The sequence below is a fragment of the Streptomyces sp. MNU89 genome, assembly GCF_020982505.1.
GTDB classification, from domain to species: Bacteria; Actinomycetota; Actinomycetes; order Streptomycetales; family Streptomycetaceae; genus Streptomyces; species Streptomyces xinghaiensis.
On the sequence record NZ_JAJKLL010000001.1, the window covers coordinates 1,904,726 to 1,919,011 of the forward strand.

Genomic DNA, 14,286 nt, shown 5'->3' on the forward strand with positions numbered 1-14,286 from the left:
GCGGGCACCGGTCCGGGTGCGCCGGGGTTCGGCGGAACGCCCCGGGAACTCCCGGAGAGCCGCCGGGGGAGGCTGTCAGCCCTCGCAGTCCGGCGTCCACTCCGGCAGCGGTTCCGTGCGCTCCAGCCACTCCGCGGGCGGCGCCCCGTCGCCGGCGGCGATCACTCCGCCGACGATCGCGCAGGTGGTGTCCACGTCTCCCCCGGCCTGCGCCGTGGTCCAGAAGGCCGCCGGGAAGTCGCCGAGGTGGCGGGACGCGGCCCAGAGGGTGAAGGGGACGGTGTCGTGCGCGCTGTTGCGGCGCCCGCAGCCGAGCACCGCGGCGACGGTGCCGGGGTCGGCGTAGTCGAGCAGGTCGCGGGCGCGCCGCAGACCGGCCCGTACGGCGCTGCGGGGCACCAGTTCGGTCACGGCGTCCAGCAGGTCCTCCGGACCACCGCCGCTCCGCGGGGCCGCGGCCAGGGAGGCCGCGGCCGCCACGGCCATGGTTCCGGCGACGGCCTCCCGGTGCTGGTGGGTGACGTAGGCGGAGAGCTCCGCCTCGCGCACCGCCCGCTCCGGTTCGCCCCCGTACCAGGCGCCGAGCGGCGCGATCCGCATCGCGGCGCCGTTGCCCCACGACCCCTGGCCGTTGAAGAGGGCGGAGGCGAGTGCGCGCCAGTCGCCGCCCTCCCCCATCGACCGCAGGATCCGGTTGACGGTGGAGCCGTAGGCGCGGGCCGGGTCGTGATGCCGTGCGAAGGAGCGCGCCAGGGCGTCCTGGTCGATGGAGCCGTGGGCGGCCAGGACCCCGACCACGGAGCAGGCCATCTCGGTGTCGTCGGTCCACCGCGCGATGCCCGCGGGCAGCTCGCGCCGCCTCAGGGCGGCGTGGTGCACGGGGTCGGTGAACCGGGAGCCGAGCGCGTCGCCCACCGCCAGACCGCGGAGGGCGGCGAGGGCGCGGGCGCAGCGGCGCGCGAGGGCGGGATCAGCGGTCATCGTCCAGGCACTCTAACCGGTGGCCCCGTACGACTCGGGGGTACACCAGCGCTCGAAGGGCCGGTCGAGTGTGTACTTCCCGTCCTCGCCGAGCACGAGCATCCGGAACTCGGCGTTGCCGGGGTTGGAGAGGCACTCGAACTCGGCCACCGTCCAGTGGAACCAGCGCATGCAGAACAGCCGCATGGTCAGTCCGTGGGTGACGATCAGCACGTTGGGCGGGTGGTCCGGCTCCTCGAAGCTGCGGTGCAGGCTCTCCAGGAAGGCTCCCACGCGGTCGTACACGTCGGCGCCGGACTCGCCCTGGGCGAAGCGGTAGAAGAAGTGCCCGTAGGCGTCGCGGTACACCTTCTGCAGCCGCACGTCCTCGGAGTCCTGCCAGTTGCCCCAGTCCTGTTCGCGCAGCCGGGGCTCCTCCCGCACCCGGACCCGGGAGGGGTCCAGGCCCAGCGCCAGGAAGGTCTGGTGGGTGCGCCGGTACGGCGACACATAGGCGCTGATCCGCTCCCCGCCGAAGATCTCGCGGAGCCGCGCCCCCGTCTCCTCGACCTGCCGCCGTCCCCGCTCCGTGAGGTGCAGGGCGTGGTCGGGCTCCCGTTCGTACACCGTGTCGTCGTGGTTCCCCTCCGATTCACCGTGCCGGATGAGGACGATGCGCCGTGGCCGTGCCATGCCGTCCACCCTAAGCGGGGGGTTCCGGGGCCCCGCGCCCCCTCGGTGCGCGGCCGGTCAGACGGTCCAGGCGGGTTCGAGGTCGACGACGTCACCGGTGATCGCCGCGACGTCGGCCTCCAGCTGGGCGCGGAGGGCGAGCCGCTCCACGCGCTCCTCCCGGTACTTCCCGTGCTCCGCGGCCGACGCCCACAGGGAGAGCACCAGGAACTCGTTCCCCGGTGCCTCGCCGAAGACGCCGCGCAGCATGCCCGGGGAGCCGGCCATCGCCGGGTTCCAGACCTTCTCCTGCATCAGCGTGAAGTGCTCCACGCGGGGCTCGTGGATCCGGCAGTGCGCGACCCGCGCCACGTCCGCGTCGGCGAAGGTCGGCGTAAAACCCACCTTGACATCGAACCGGTGCTCGAAGAGCCGGACCCGGGCGTCGGTGAAGGTGCCGGACTGCGCGGCGGCCAGCCGGTGGTGCGAGCGGGCCATGAAGGAGTCGTAGAAGGCGCGGCTCTCCCAGAACGCGAAGAGATGGGCCACTCCGGGACGGAGACGGCTCCAGCCGCCGCTCTGCCCGCGGAAGCCCGGCTCGCCGAGCAGTCCCGCCCATTTCCGCTGCCCGCGCTCGAAACCGCGGCGGTCGACCACGGTGCAGCGAATCCACTTGACCAGCACCGCGCCATCGTACGGCCCCGGGCCCCCGGTGGGCCCCGGTGATCGCGGAGTGCGCCCCGTCCGTGACGCGCGCGCCGTCCGCGCCCGGAACGCGGCGGAGGGGACCGGCCCCGGGCCGGTCCCCTCCTGTTGCCTTGATCTTCGCGGGTCCCCCGGGTCTCCCCGGTCGCCCGTCAGCTGCAGCCGCTGGTCGAGCCGCAGCCCTCACAGAGATAGCAGCTGCCGGCCCGGCGCATCTTCGTACCGCAGGAGAAGCAGAGCGGCGCGTCGGCGTTCAGGCCGAGCTGCATCTCCACCAGCTCGGTGGAGCTGTGCGCCTCCTTCGGTGCCGGCGCCTCGGCGGCCTGCGACGGCTGGGCCGCCGGGGCACGGGAGCCCTCGGTCCGGCGCGGGGCGGACTGCGCCAGGCTCTCGATGTCCATCTCCTCGTCGGACGGCTCGTAGGAGCCGGTCTCGAGGTGGCGCTGGCGCTCCTCGGCCGAGTGGATACCGAGCGCCGAACGGGTCTCGAACGGCAGGAAGTCGAGCGCCAGCCGGCGGAAGATGTAGTCGACGATCGACTGCGCCATCCGCACGTCCGGGTCGTCCGTCATGCCCGCCGGCTCGAACCGCATGTTGGTGAACTTGGCGACGTAGGTCTCCAGCGGCACGCCGTACTGCAGGCCGACCGAGACGGCGATCGAGAAGGCGTCCATCATGCCCGCGAGGGTCGAGCCCTGCTTGGACATCTTGAGGAAGACCTCGCCGAGACCGTCGTCCGGATAGGAGTTGGCCGTCATGTAGCCCTCGGCGCCGCCGACCGTGAAGGAGGTCGTGATGCCGGGGCGGCCCTTGGGCAGGCGCTTGCGGACGGGGCGGTACTCGACGACCTTCGCGGCCGCCGGCTCCTCCTCGGCCGCGTCCTTGCCCTTCTCCTCCCACTTCTTCGTGGAGAGCGGCTGGCCCACCTTGCAGTTGTCGCGGTAGATGGCGAGCGCCTTGAGGCCGAGTTTCCAGCCCTGGAAGTAGATCTCCTCGATCTCCTCGACCGAGGCGGACTCCGGCATGTTCACGGTCTTGGAGATGGCGCCGGAGAGGAACGGCTGGGCGGCCGCCATCATCCGGACGTGGCCCATCGGCGAGATGGAGCGCTCGCCCATGGCGCAGTCGAAGACCTCGTAGTGCTGCGGCCGCAGGCCCGGCGCGTCGATCACATTGCCGTGCTCGGCGATGTGGGCGACGATCGCCTCGATCTGCTCCTGCTGGTAGCCGAGGCGCTTGAGCGCCTTGGGGACCGTGTTGTTCACGATCTGCATGGAGCCGCCGCCGACGAGCTTCTTGTACTTCACCAGCGCCAGGTCCGGCTCGACGCCGGTGGTGTCGCAGTCCATCATCAGGCCGATGGTGCCGGTCGGCGCGAGCACGGAGGCCTGCGCGTTGCGGAAACCGTTCTTGGCCCCGACGCGGACGACGTCCTGCCAGGCCTCGGTCGCCGCGGCCCAGACCGGGGTGTCGAGGTCGTCCATGCGCTTGGCGGTGGCGTTGGCGTCGGCGTGCTGCTTCATGACGCGGTTGTGGGCGTCGGTGTTGCGGGCGTAGCCCTCGTACGGACCGACGACCGCGGCGAGTTCGGCGGAGCGCTTGTACGAGGTGCCGGTCATCAGGGAGGTGATGGCGCCAGCGAGGGCGCGGCCGCCGTCCGAGTCGTAGGCGTGGCCGGTGGCCATCAGCAGGGCGCCGAGGTTGGCGTAGCCGATGCCCAGCTGGCGGAAGGCGCGGGTGGTCTCCCCGATCTTCCGGGTCGGGAAGTCCGCGAAGCAGATGGAGATGTCCATCGCGGTGATGACGAGTTCGACGACCTTGCCGAAGCGCTCGGCGTCGAACGACTGGTTGCCCCGGTCGTCGTCGCGCAGGAACTTCATCAGGTTCAGCGAGGCCAGGTTGCACGAGGAGTTGTCCAGGTGCATGTACTCGCTGCAGGGGTTGGAGGCGCTGATCCGGCCCGACTCCGGCGAGGTGTGCCAGTGGTTGATGGTGTCGTCGTACTGGATGCCGGGGTCGGCGCAGGCCCAGGCGGCCTCGGCCATCTTGCGGAACAGCCCCTTGGCGTCCACCTCTTCGATGACCTCGCCGGTCATCCGGGCGCGCAGGCCGAACTTCCCGCCCGCCTCCACGGCCTTCATGAACTCGTCGTTCACCCGGACCGAGTTGTTGGCGTTCTGGTACTGGACGGAGGTGATGTCGTCGCCGCCCAGGTCCATGTCGAAGCCCGCGTCCCGCAGCGCGCGGACCTTCTCCTCCTCCTTCACCTTGGTCTCGATGAAGGCCTCGACGTCCGGGTGGTCCACGTCGAGGACGACCATCTTGGCCGCGCGGCGGGTGGCACCGCCGGACTTGATGGTGCCGGCGGAGGCGTCGGCGCCGCGCATGAAGGAGACCGGGCCGGAGGCGTTGCCACCGGAGGAGAGCAGCTCCTTGGAGGAGCGGATGCGGGAGAGGTTCAGGCCCGCGCCGGAACCGCCCTTGAAGATCATCCCCTCTTCCTTGTACCAGTCGAGGATCGACTCCATGGAGTCGTCGACGGAGAGGATGAAGCAGGCGGAGACCTGCTGGGGCTGCTGGGTGCCGACGTTGAACCACACCGGCGAGTTGAAGCTGAAGATCTGGTGGAGCAGGGCGTGGGCCAGCTCGTGTTCGAAGATCTCGGCATCGGCGGGGGAGGCGAAGTAGCCGTGCTCCTCACCGGCCTCGCGGTACGTCTTGACCACGCGGTCGATGAGCTGCTTCAGGCTGTACTCCCGGTCGGGTGAGCCGACCGCTCCGCGGAAGTACTTGCTGGTCACGATGTTGACCGCGTTCACCGACCAGAAGTCGGGGAACTCGACGCCGTGCTGCTCGAAGTTGACCGAGCCGTCGCGCCAGTTGGTCATGACGACGTCACGGCGCTCCCAGACCACCTCGTCGTACGGATGGACACCGGGAGTGGTGTGGATCCGCTCGATCCGCAGGCCCTTGCTCGCCTTGCTCCCCTTGGAACGGGAACCTCGTGCGGGACCGCTCGCCGTCTCTGTCATGCCGCCTCCCTGTACGGGCTTAAACGCCCTGATGTGCCCGGTTTCTTCCCCCGGCACGGTGTCTGTTCTGATACCCGGGCGCGCCACGCGGCGCCCCGGGTGCTCCGGCCGTCACTCAGCCGGCGTGGGGACCCCCACGCCCGGATCCGGTGACGGCCGGCGCGGGGACCGCTGATCCGGCCGGAGCCCCGGCCGGGGGGTCGCCCGCCTCCGCGGGGGGCCGCTCCTCGCGCAACTCGGCGATGGCGGCCTCGAAGTCCTCAAGAGAGTCGAACGCCCGGTAGACGGACGCGAAGCGCAGGTACGCGACGAGGTCCAGCTCCTTGAGCGGCCCCAGTATCGCCAGGCCCACGTCATGGGTGGAGAGTTCGGCGCTGCCGGTGGCGCGCACGGCCTCCTCCACCCGCTGGCCCAGCTTCGCCAGGGCGTCCTCGGTGACCGGCCGCCCCTGGCACGCCTTGCGCACCCCGGAGATGACCTTGTCGCGGCTGAAGGGCTCGGTGACCCCGCTCCGCTTGATCACCATGAGCGAGGCGGTCTCCACCGTGGTGAACCGGCGGGAGCAGTGCGGGCACTGGCGGCGCCTGCGGATGGACGTCCCGTCGTCGGTCGTCCGGCTGTCGACCACGCGGCTGTCGGGGTGCCTGCAGAAGGGGCAGTGCATCGTTCCTCACCCTCCTCGGACCCTCGGTTTCGCGTACGGCACAGCACGGCTGCGCAGCCCCGCCGCGGCCCGTATGAGCCGTTCGGAGCAGGCACCAGCATAGGCGATGACCGAGCCCGCGTCGCACCGGAAACCACAACTTCTGGGACCGCGCCGATTATGGGACCACTAGATCTGGTGGCTGACCGTCAGAGACGGTGACCGGGTGTCGCGGGTCCGGCGGGCCCTCGAAGACTACGGGAGCCGGTCCGCGCCGCGCCTCCGGGGCCGGGGTGCCACACTGGGTCGGGCCGCACGGACGGACGGCGCCCACCCCCGCGCCGGAACACCGTGGCACGCGTACCCCGCGCGCCGCCCTTCACTCGGCGGAGCCTTCGGCGCATACACCTGATCCCATGATCAAGCCGGTTGAACCGCGAATTTTCACTCGAACGTGTGTTTGGCGCAACCTTTCGAAAGCAACTACCGTTGTCCAGCTAGAGGGAGACACTTGAGAGAGGGGCCGACGTGACCACCACCGCAGACAGCGCGACCATCACCGCCCAGGACCGGATCCCGCACGGACTGGAGCAGAACCGCCCGGCCGACGGGACACCGGCACCGAGCCCGGAGGACCAGAAGCCCACGCGCTCGCTGCCCGGACGGCCCCCGGGAATCCGCGCGGACAGCTCCGGGCTCACGGACCGGCAGCGCCGGGTCATCGAAGTCATCCGGGACTCCGTCCAGCGGCGGGGATACCCACCGTCGATGCGGGAGATCGGACAGGCGGTGGGGCTGTCCAGCACCTCCTCGGTGGCGCACCAGCTCATGGCCCTGGAGCGGAAGGGCTTCCTCCGCCGCGACCCGCACCGCCCCCGCGCCTACGAGGTGCGCGGCTCGGACACCCCGAGCACCGTCCCCGCCGACACCACGGGCAAGCCCGCCGCCTCCTACGTCCCGCTGGTCGGCCGGATCGCGGCCGGCGGCCCGATCCTGGCCGAGGAGTCCGTCGAGGACGTCTTCCCCCTCCCCCGTCAGCTGGTGGGTGACGGCGAGCTGTTCGTGCTCAAGGTCGTCGGTGACTCGATGATCGAGGCGGCCATCTGCGACGGCGACTGGGTCACCGTCCGCCGCCAGCCCGTCGCGGAGAACGGCGACATCGTGGCCGCCATGCTCGATGGCGAGGCCACGGTCAAGCGCTTCAAGCGGGAGGACGGCCATGTGTGGCTGCTGCCGCACAACTCCTCCTACCAGCCGATCCCCGGCGACGAGGCCACCATCCTGGGCAAGGTCGTCGCGGTACTGCGCCGGGTCTGAGCCACGCGCCCACACGGCCGGGCCCCGGAACCACTGCGCCGGTTCCGGGGCTCACCCTTGCGACCGCCCCCGGCCCCCGTCCGGGAGCGCCCCAGCCGCCCACGCGCCGACCGGAACAGGTCGGCCGTCCGTCAGCGCTCCTCGGCGCGGGCTGCCGCGTCGATGGCCGCCAGGGAGCGGCGCACCTGGTTGCGGTCGGTGGTGTACCAGAAGTCCGGCATCGAGGCGCGCAGGAAGCTGCCGTACCGGGCCCGCGCCAGCCGGGGATCCAGCACGGCGACCACACCCCGGTCACCCGTGGCGCGGACCAGCCGGCCGGCGCCCTGCGCCATCAGCAGGGCCGCGTGGGTGGCGGCGACGGCCATGAAGCCGTTGCCGCCGTTCTCCTCCACCGCCTTCTGCCGTGCGCTCATCAGCGGGTCGTCCGGGCGCGGGAAGGGGATGCGGTCCATCACCACCAACTGGCAGCTCTGGCCGGGGACATCGACGCCCTGCCAGAGCGAGAGGGTGCCGAAGAGGCAAGTGCGGTCATCCTCTGCGAAGGCCCGGATGAGCTCGCCCAGAGTCTCCTCGCCCTGCAGCAGGACCGGCAGGTCCAGCCGGCCCCGCAGATTCTCCGCCGCCGCCCGCGCCCCGCGCATGGAGGAGAAGAGACCGAGGGTCCGCCCGCCGGCCGCCTCCACCAGCTCCGCGAGTTCGTCGAGCATGTCTCCGCGGCCGCCGTCCCGTCCGGGCTGCGACAGGTGCTGGGCGACATAGAGGATGCCCTGCCGCGGATAGTCGAAGGGCGAGCCGACATCGACGCCCTTCCACTGCGGCACCGGCTCGGCGTCCCCTTCCCCGTCCTCCCCGGCGGCCGCCACCGTGCCCTCCCGGGGCAGGCCCAGCGAGGCCGCGACGCCGTTGAAGTCGCCGCCGAGCCGCAGGGTCGCGGAGGTGAGGATCACGGAGCGGTCGGTGAAGAGCTTCTCGCGGAGCAGCCCCGAGACCGACAGCGGCGCCACCCGCAGGGACGCGCCGAACCGGTCGTGCCGCTCATACCAGATGACGTCGTACTCGGAGTCCTCCACGATGCGCTCCGCCACGGCATGGACGTTCTCGATCGAGGCCAGCGCCTGCTTGCGGACGGCGTCCTCGTCCTGGACGGACTTGTCGCGGGTGTTGCCGAGGGCCGTGATGACCGTGCGTGAGGCGTCGCGGAGCGCCATCAGGGCGTACCCGAGGTCCTCCGGGATCTCCTCCAGACGGCCCGGGAGGGCCAGCTCCATCAGCCGTTCGAAGCCCTCGGCGGCGGTCTGCAGCGCGTCGGCCGCCTTCTCGTTGACGAGCTTGGCGGCACGGCGCACCGCGCGGTTGACCGATCCGGGGGTCAGCTCGCCCGTGGCCGCGCCCGTGACCCGGGAGACCAGTTCGTGGGCCTCGTCGACGATCAGCACCTCGTGGCTCGGCAGCACGGGCGCGCCCTCCAGGGCGTCGATCGCGAGCAGGGCGTGGTTGGTGATGACGACATCGGCCAGCTTGGCGCGCTCGCGGGCCGCCTCGGCGAAGCACTCGGCTCCGTAGGCGCAGCGGGAGGCGCCGAGGCACTCGCGGGAGGAGACGGAGACCTGGGCCCAGGCCCGGTCGGAGACGCCGGGCGAGAGGGCGTCCCGGTCACCGGTCTCGGTCTCGTCGGCCCAGTCCCGCATGCGCAGCAGGTCCTTGCCGAGCTTGCTGCTGGGGGTGGCCGATTCGAAGAGGCCGTCCTCCTCTTCCTGCGGCACGCCCTCGTGCAGCCGGTGCAGGCAGAGGTAGTTGGAGCGGCCCTTGAGCATGGCGAACTCGGGGCGGCGGCGCAGCAGGGGGCGAAGGGACTCGACCGTGCGGGGCAGGTCGCGCTGCACCAGCTGGCGCTGGAGGGCGAGGGTCGCCGTCGCCACGACCACCCTCTCTCCGTGAGCGAGGGCCGGCACCAGATAGCCGAGGGACTTGCCGGTTCCGGTGCCCGCCTGCACGAGCAGATGGGAGCCGTCGTCGATGGCCTCGGCGACCGATTCGGCCATGGTGACCTGGCCGGGACGCTCGGTGCCGCCGACGGCGGCGACGGCCGCGTGCAGCAGCTCGGGGAGAGAGGGCTTCGTCATAGCGTGACCACCCTAAGGGGAGGGACCGACAACGCCCGCCTCACATCCGGGCCAGCGGATTGGGGACGGTCCCGTGGACGGCGGCGTGGGGCCGGTCGGCCCGGTCGCGGTAGCCGTCCAGATGGAGCCGGTTGCGGTTGAGGCAGAGCCGGTCGATGCGCGGGCTGAGCAGATCGAAGGTCTCGAACCGCTCCTTGTCCTCCGGGAAGCGGGCCTGGTGCCGCAGGATCTCCTGGCGCACCAGGGACCAGAACTCGTCCTCCTCCACGCCGAGCTGCTCCTCGCAGAGCGGGGCCAGGTAGCGGAAGACGCCGACGAACAGCCCGGAGTGGATGAACTGGGTGAGGAAGGAGGGCTCCTCCGTGAGCAGGACCTCCCGGGCCGTCTCCGGCATGCCCTCGTGCTCGGGCAGCGGCTCCGCGCTGATGTTGACGTCGTCGACGAAGTCCTTCACCGCCAGCCGCACCGGTATGTCGCGCTCGTCGAAGACGACGATGGCGTTCTCCCCGTGCGGTGAGAAGACGGTGCCGTAGCGGTACAGGAAGTGCAGCAGGGGCGGCAGCAGCGCGGCGAAGAGGCGGCGCAGCCAGGCTTCGGGGGCGAGGCCGGAGCGGGACACGAGTTCGGCCGTGAAGGAGCGTCCCCGCGGATCGGTGTGGATCAGGGACGCCAGGGTGCGGGCCCGCTCCCCCGGGTCGAGCTGCGGCAGGAGGGACTCGCGCCAGATGCAGCCCAGCAGTTCCCGGTACTGGTACGGCACGTCCGGCAGCCGGTCGTAGACCGGGTGTTCGACGGTGACGGAGGCGGTCTCCCCGAGCAGGATGACCCGGGTCTCGTCGCGCAGGAAGGGGTCGTTGTCACGCAGGGCGTGCACCCACGCGGTGACGGCGGGGGCCGCCAGGGTGCGTTCGGTCGGCAGGCCGCGCCAGACCAGGGTGTTGAGCACCGACAGGGGCAGTTTGACGGTCCGGGCCTCCGGGCGGCTGATGTTGAGGAAGGTGCGGATGGACTGCTGGGGCAGCCGGAGGTCGCCGTCCTCGGCGAGCGGGATGATCCGGGCGTCCGCGATGTACTGGGCGAACAGCGGTGCGATGCTCTCGTCCCACTGCCAGGGGTGGACGGGCAGCCAGAGATAGTCCTCCGGGTCGCGGCCCTGCGCGGCGACGGCGCGGGCGAAGTCCGCGCGGGTCTCCGGGGCGAGTTCCTCGGCGTAGAGGTGGTCGGGGCGGTCGAGGCGGGGGACGCCCCGGTAGGCGGCGAGTTCGCGGTGGACGGCTATCCAGGGGAGCCGCTGCGGCCGGCGGGCCTCGGGGGCCCAGCGCTCGGTGTCGCGTGCGGAGAAGCCGACCCGGCCCTTGTTGGCCACGAGCCAGGGGTGGCCGGTCTGGTGGCCCTCCAGTTCTGCGTAGCCGAGGTCGGCGAGTTCGGCGGCGCTGAGCGCCCCTTCGTCGAGGCGGGTGTCGGCGGCGAGCGTGGCGGTGAGTTCCCGGATGAGGTGGCCGGTGGTGTCACCGGAGAGACCGAGGACGGTGCGGTGGGCGCGGGCCACGAAGAGCATCGGGTCGGCGGAGGGTTCGATGGTCTCGGGGTCCACCCGCCAGTGCCCGTACGCGCCGCGGCGGGCCCGGAAGCGGTAGGTGAGGCCGGGGGCGACGGTGAGCCGGTGGCTGTGCGGGTCGTCGCCGTCGGGCTCGGGGGTGAGGACCTCTTCGTAGGCGAGTTCGCCGAGCATCTTGGCGAACATGCGGCGGGCGGCGCGCTGCCAGGCGGCCTGGCGCTGCTGGGGTGTGGAACGCAATCTTGCTCCTCGGACGGCGGAACGGGGACGGGCCGAGTGGCTGGCGGAGTTGCGGTGCGGAGGGATGGGGCTGCGGGACGGGACGAGGTGGGGTGCGGGACGGGTGTGCGGAACGGGGCGGGCACAGGCGCGCATCACCGGGGGCCGTGCGGGGAACGGTCGCGGATCAGCACGGCGGCGCGTCTGCCGGGGAGGTCCACCTCGGCCGAGAAACGGAAATCCGCACGGAGAAAGGCTGCCACGGACGGTGTGTCGCGGAGGTCGGGTTCACCGACGACTCGGGTGCAGGATGGCCGATTGTCGAGGACGAGGCCGGAAACCGCGCGCAGCAGGGCGCTGCCCAGCCCGCGTCCGCGGTCGGCGGTCCCGAGGAGGAGCCGGATCCCGGTGTCGTGCGGGCGGGTCGGGTAGTGGCGGGCGAGCGGGGCCAGATCGGCACGGTAGATCTCCCAGTAGCTCATCGGTACGCCGTCGAGGAGGCCCAGGCAGGGGACGTCGCGGCCGTCACCGCCTCGACGGGCGCTGAGACGGCGGGCAGCCGCCTCCACCGGGTCCGCGGGGGGTGGGGTGCCGGCCCGGTCCCGGACGTCACGGAGGCCGGCGGCCGCGGGGTCGCCGAGCCAGCGGGCGAGCAGCGGCAGGTCGCGCTCGGCACGGACCGGGAGCAGGCGGAAGGAGCCGGCCCGTACGGCGGCCGGTCCCCAGGCCGCGATGTCCCCGAGCAGCTCCCGGCCGGGTGCCGGGCCGGGCGCGCTCTCCGCGTCCGGCGCCCCGCCGGTGCTCCCGACGGGGAGGCCGTGCGCGCCCGCCGCCCGTTCCCGGCCGGCCGCCGGGGGGTCCGCGTCCCGGGCCGGTCCCTCCCCGCCGCCGTCCGGGGCCCCGCCCGGCAGGCGCAGGTCCACGGTGTCGGCCGTGCTGGAGACGGGCGGGTCCGCCGTGCCGGCGGGCCCGTCGGCGGTCCGGCCGTGCTCAACCGTCATGCCCCGGACGCGGCAAGGGGGTTGGGGACGGTGACGTACACGGACTGGGTGTCGACGGGGCCGGCCAGCTCGTCCAGACCGTGCAGCCGGGTGAGGAGGTTGGCCTTGCAGCGCAGGGTCGCGGACTCCAGCAGCAGGCGGGGCAGCGGGGAGACCGCGCCGCCGTGGCCGGTGCCGCCGCGCGCCGCGTCGGTGAGGAAACGGCGGAAGGCCGCCAGCAGGATCCGCTCGTCGGCGAGCCGCTGGGAGCCGAACGCCCCGATGAGGCCGAGGACGTTGTTGATGCCCAGGTAGTAGGCGAAGCGCTCGTCGGCGACCTCGTCGGGGACGAAGGTGTCGCTCGCGGTGCCGATGCCGGGCAGACGCCGTTCGAGCTCCGCGCGGCGCGACTCCCGGAAGTAGTAGCCCTGGTTGTCACGGTACCGGCCGCCCGCCGGCCAGCCCTCCGCGTCCAGCAGGACGAGGGTGTTCTGCTGGTGGGCCTCCAGCGCGATCCCCGCCGTGGCGTCCAGCCACAGGACGGGGCGGACGACGGCCTCCAGGTAGCGCAGGAACCACTCGGTGGCGACGGCCGCCGGCGGGCGGCCCGTACGGGCGGCAAGGTCGCCGAGCACCTGGGCGAGGCGGGAGCGCACGGCCGGGACGCCCCGGTCGCCGCGGCCCGGCCAGGGGCGCGGGGAGACGAGCCCGGCGACGCAGACGGCGTCGTCCCCGGGGCGGAACGGGTTGTGCCGGATCACCGCGTCGAGGCCCGGTACCGGCTCACCGCCCGGACCGCGCACGGCCAGCCAGGCGGGGTCGCGGACGATGTCGAACGACGGATGCGCGCTCTGCCACCGCTCCCCCAGACCGGTGCGGAGCAGCCGGTGCACCTCGACGCCGCGCCGCAGCTCCTTGGGAAGGTTCTCCCGGCGGGAGTTGGTGATCCGCAGGCCGAGGGAGAGCTTGAGCATCGCGGGGGCGTCCGGCCGGTACACGGTCCGCAGGGAGGAGGTCGGGTGCCAGACCGGGCCGTGCGCGCCGAGGTCGTGCAGCAGGCCGCGGTCGAGCAGTTCGGCGACGGCCGGGAGATGCCGGACGGCGTGCGCCTGCCAGGGGTGCAGCGGCAGCGGCACGGTGCCCTCCGGGAGCACGGCGCCGGGGCCGGCCAGGCGTTCGGCGAGCCGTTCGGCCGGGACGGTCCGGCCGCGTTCGGTCCAGGCCGAGTCGGCGGACAGCACGGACGGGGCGGCGGCCAGCCAGTGCAGCGGGAAGGCGCCGCGCAGTTCGGGCGAGCAGACGCCCGCCTCGGCGTCGGAGAGCCCTTCACGGCTCTTGGGTGTGGGATGGAGCGGGTGGCCGAGCAGCAGGGCCTGCTCCCCGTCGAGAAAGCGCGCGGTGCCGGGCGGGGTCTCCGGGTCCGCCCGCCGGGCGGTGAGGAACGCGGCGGTACGGCGTACGGAATCGGCGACGCGCCCCACGAGGTCGGCCCCGTCACCCGGGACGGACCGGCCCCGGGCGCCGTACCGCGCCTCACGGACCAGCAGCGCGGCGAGCGCCACCGCGTCCACGGGCGGGGAGTCCTCCGGCGCGCCGACCAGGACGGGGGTGCCGAACCGGTGCCAGCCGCAGGCGGACCAGTGGTGGACCGGCACCCGGAGGGCGGTGCCGCAGGCCGTGAGCGGGATGCGGAGGGTGTTCCCGGCCGGGGCCGGGGTGCCCGTCTCCCGGACCCAGCAGCGCAGCAGGTTCTCGGCGGCGGCCGTGTCGGCGGCGGTGCCGGGATCGGGTGGTCCAGCGGATCGCGGCGGTGGCGGGAGGGCCGGTGGGTGGAGGGCCGGGGCGGCGGCGCCCTGGGCCGGGAGGACGGCGGGCGCGACGTCCGGGCGGGAACGGAGACGGGCGCCGGCGTCCGGGGTGTCGGACGCCGGGGTCGCCGGGGCCCGGGCGGCGGTGTCCGGGGCGCCGACGTCCGGAGGGCCGGGAGCGGGAGTGGCGGGCGCGGGGGCGGGGCTTGCGGCGGGCGCCTCGGGCCCGCTGGTGCGTACGTTCATGTCCGGTCCGGCGCGGCCGGCCC

At 73.0% G+C, this 14,286-nt stretch carries 10 protein-coding genes; 1 reads left to right on the forward strand and 9 read right to left on the reverse strand.

The genetic code is table 11. The annotated features are described in order from the left end of the window. Positions 1-75: 75 nt before the first annotated feature. From E4N63_RS08140 to nrdR, 5 genes are all read right to left on the reverse strand, one after another. Positions 76-981: an ADP-ribosylglycohydrolase family protein gene (locus E4N63_RS08140; protein ID WP_230240329.1), complete on the reverse strand. Its 906-nt coding sequence runs from the start codon at positions 979-981 to the stop codon at positions 76-78. A 12-nt stretch (positions 982-993) separates the two neighbouring features. Further along, positions 994-1,653, reverse strand: a complete 660-nt coding sequence (locus tag E4N63_RS08145) for a histidine phosphatase family protein (RefSeq protein ID WP_125624602.1) — start codon at positions 1,651-1,653, stop codon at positions 994-996. Between the two features lie 57 nt (positions 1,654-1,710). Next, on the reverse strand, positions 1,711-2,316 hold the full coding sequence (locus E4N63_RS08150; RefSeq protein WP_125624601.1) for a YdbC family protein: 606 nt from the start codon (positions 2,314-2,316) through the stop codon (positions 1,711-1,713). Between the two features lie 173 nt (positions 2,317-2,489). Further along, positions 2,490-5,369 (reverse strand): vitamin B12-dependent ribonucleotide reductase, encoded by a 2,880-nt coding sequence (locus E4N63_RS08155; RefSeq protein ID WP_125624600.1) that lies wholly within the window; start codon positions 5,367-5,369, stop codon positions 2,490-2,492. Positions 5,370-5,484: 115 nt separating this feature from the next. Further along, on the reverse strand, positions 5,485-6,033 hold the full coding sequence (gene nrdR, locus E4N63_RS08160; RefSeq protein ID WP_125624599.1) for a transcriptional regulator NrdR: 549 nt from the start codon (positions 6,031-6,033) through the stop codon (positions 5,485-5,487). Positions 6,034-6,597: 564 nt separating this feature from the next. Here nrdR and lexA point away from each other — a divergent pair. Further along, a complete protein-coding gene (gene lexA / locus E4N63_RS08165; RefSeq protein ID WP_267134363.1) occupies positions 6,598-7,329 on the forward strand; it encodes a transcriptional repressor LexA in 732 nt (243 codons plus the stop codon). 131 nt (positions 7,330-7,460) lie between these two features. On the opposite strand, the gene E4N63_RS08170 is transcribed toward lexA, so the two are convergent. From E4N63_RS08170 to E4N63_RS08185, 4 genes are all read right to left on the reverse strand, one after another. Next, positions 7,461-9,452, reverse strand: a complete 1,992-nt coding sequence (locus E4N63_RS08170; protein ID WP_230240330.1) for an ATP-dependent DNA helicase — start codon at positions 9,450-9,452, stop codon at positions 7,461-7,463. 40 nt (positions 9,453-9,492) lie between these two features. After that, positions 9,493-11,196, reverse strand: coding sequence for an IucA/IucC family siderophore biosynthesis protein (locus tag E4N63_RS08175; RefSeq protein ID WP_230242403.1), 1,704 nt, complete (start codon positions 11,194-11,196; stop codon positions 9,493-9,495). Between the two features lie 188 nt (positions 11,197-11,384). Further along, positions 11,385-12,230 (reverse strand): GNAT family N-acetyltransferase, encoded by an 846-nt coding sequence (locus tag E4N63_RS08180; protein WP_230240331.1) that lies wholly within the window; start codon positions 12,228-12,230, stop codon positions 11,385-11,387. After that, on the reverse strand, positions 12,227-14,263 hold the full coding sequence (locus tag E4N63_RS08185; RefSeq protein WP_230240332.1) for an IucA/IucC family siderophore biosynthesis protein: 2,037 nt from the start codon (positions 14,261-14,263) through the stop codon (positions 12,227-12,229). The genes E4N63_RS08180 and E4N63_RS08185 overlap by 4 nt, the downstream gene beginning before the upstream one ends. Between the last annotated feature and the right edge of the window lie 23 nt (positions 14,264-14,286).

Coding starts and splice junctions, on each gene's coding strand:
- E4N63_RS08140 (WP_230240329.1), bottom strand. CDS start 981: ATGACCGCTGATCCCGCCCTCGCGCGCCGCTGCGCCCGCGCCCTCGCC.
- E4N63_RS08145 (WP_125624602.1), bottom strand. CDS start 1,653: ATGGCACGGCCACGGCGCATCGTCCTCATCCGGCACGGTGAATCGGAG.
- E4N63_RS08155 (WP_125624600.1), bottom strand. CDS start 5,369: ATGACAGAGACGGCGAGCGGTCCCGCACGAGGTTCCCGTTCCAAGGGG.
- nrdR (WP_125624599.1), bottom strand. CDS start 6,033: ATGCACTGCCCCTTCTGCAGGCACCCCGACAGCCGCGTGGTCGACAGC.
- E4N63_RS08170 (WP_230240330.1), bottom strand. CDS start 9,452: ATGACGAAGCCCTCTCTCCCCGAGCTGCTGCACGCGGCCGTCGCCGCC.
- E4N63_RS08175 (WP_230242403.1), bottom strand. CDS start 11,196: ATGTTCGCCAAGATGCTCGGCGAACTCGCCTACGAAGAGGTCCTCACC.
- E4N63_RS08180 (WP_230240331.1), bottom strand. CDS start 12,230: ATGACGGTTGAGCACGGCCGGACCGCCGACGGGCCCGCCGGCACGGCG.
- E4N63_RS08185 (WP_230240332.1), bottom strand. CDS start 14,263: ATGAACGTACGCACCAGCGGGCCCGAGGCGCCCGCCGCAAGCCCCGCC.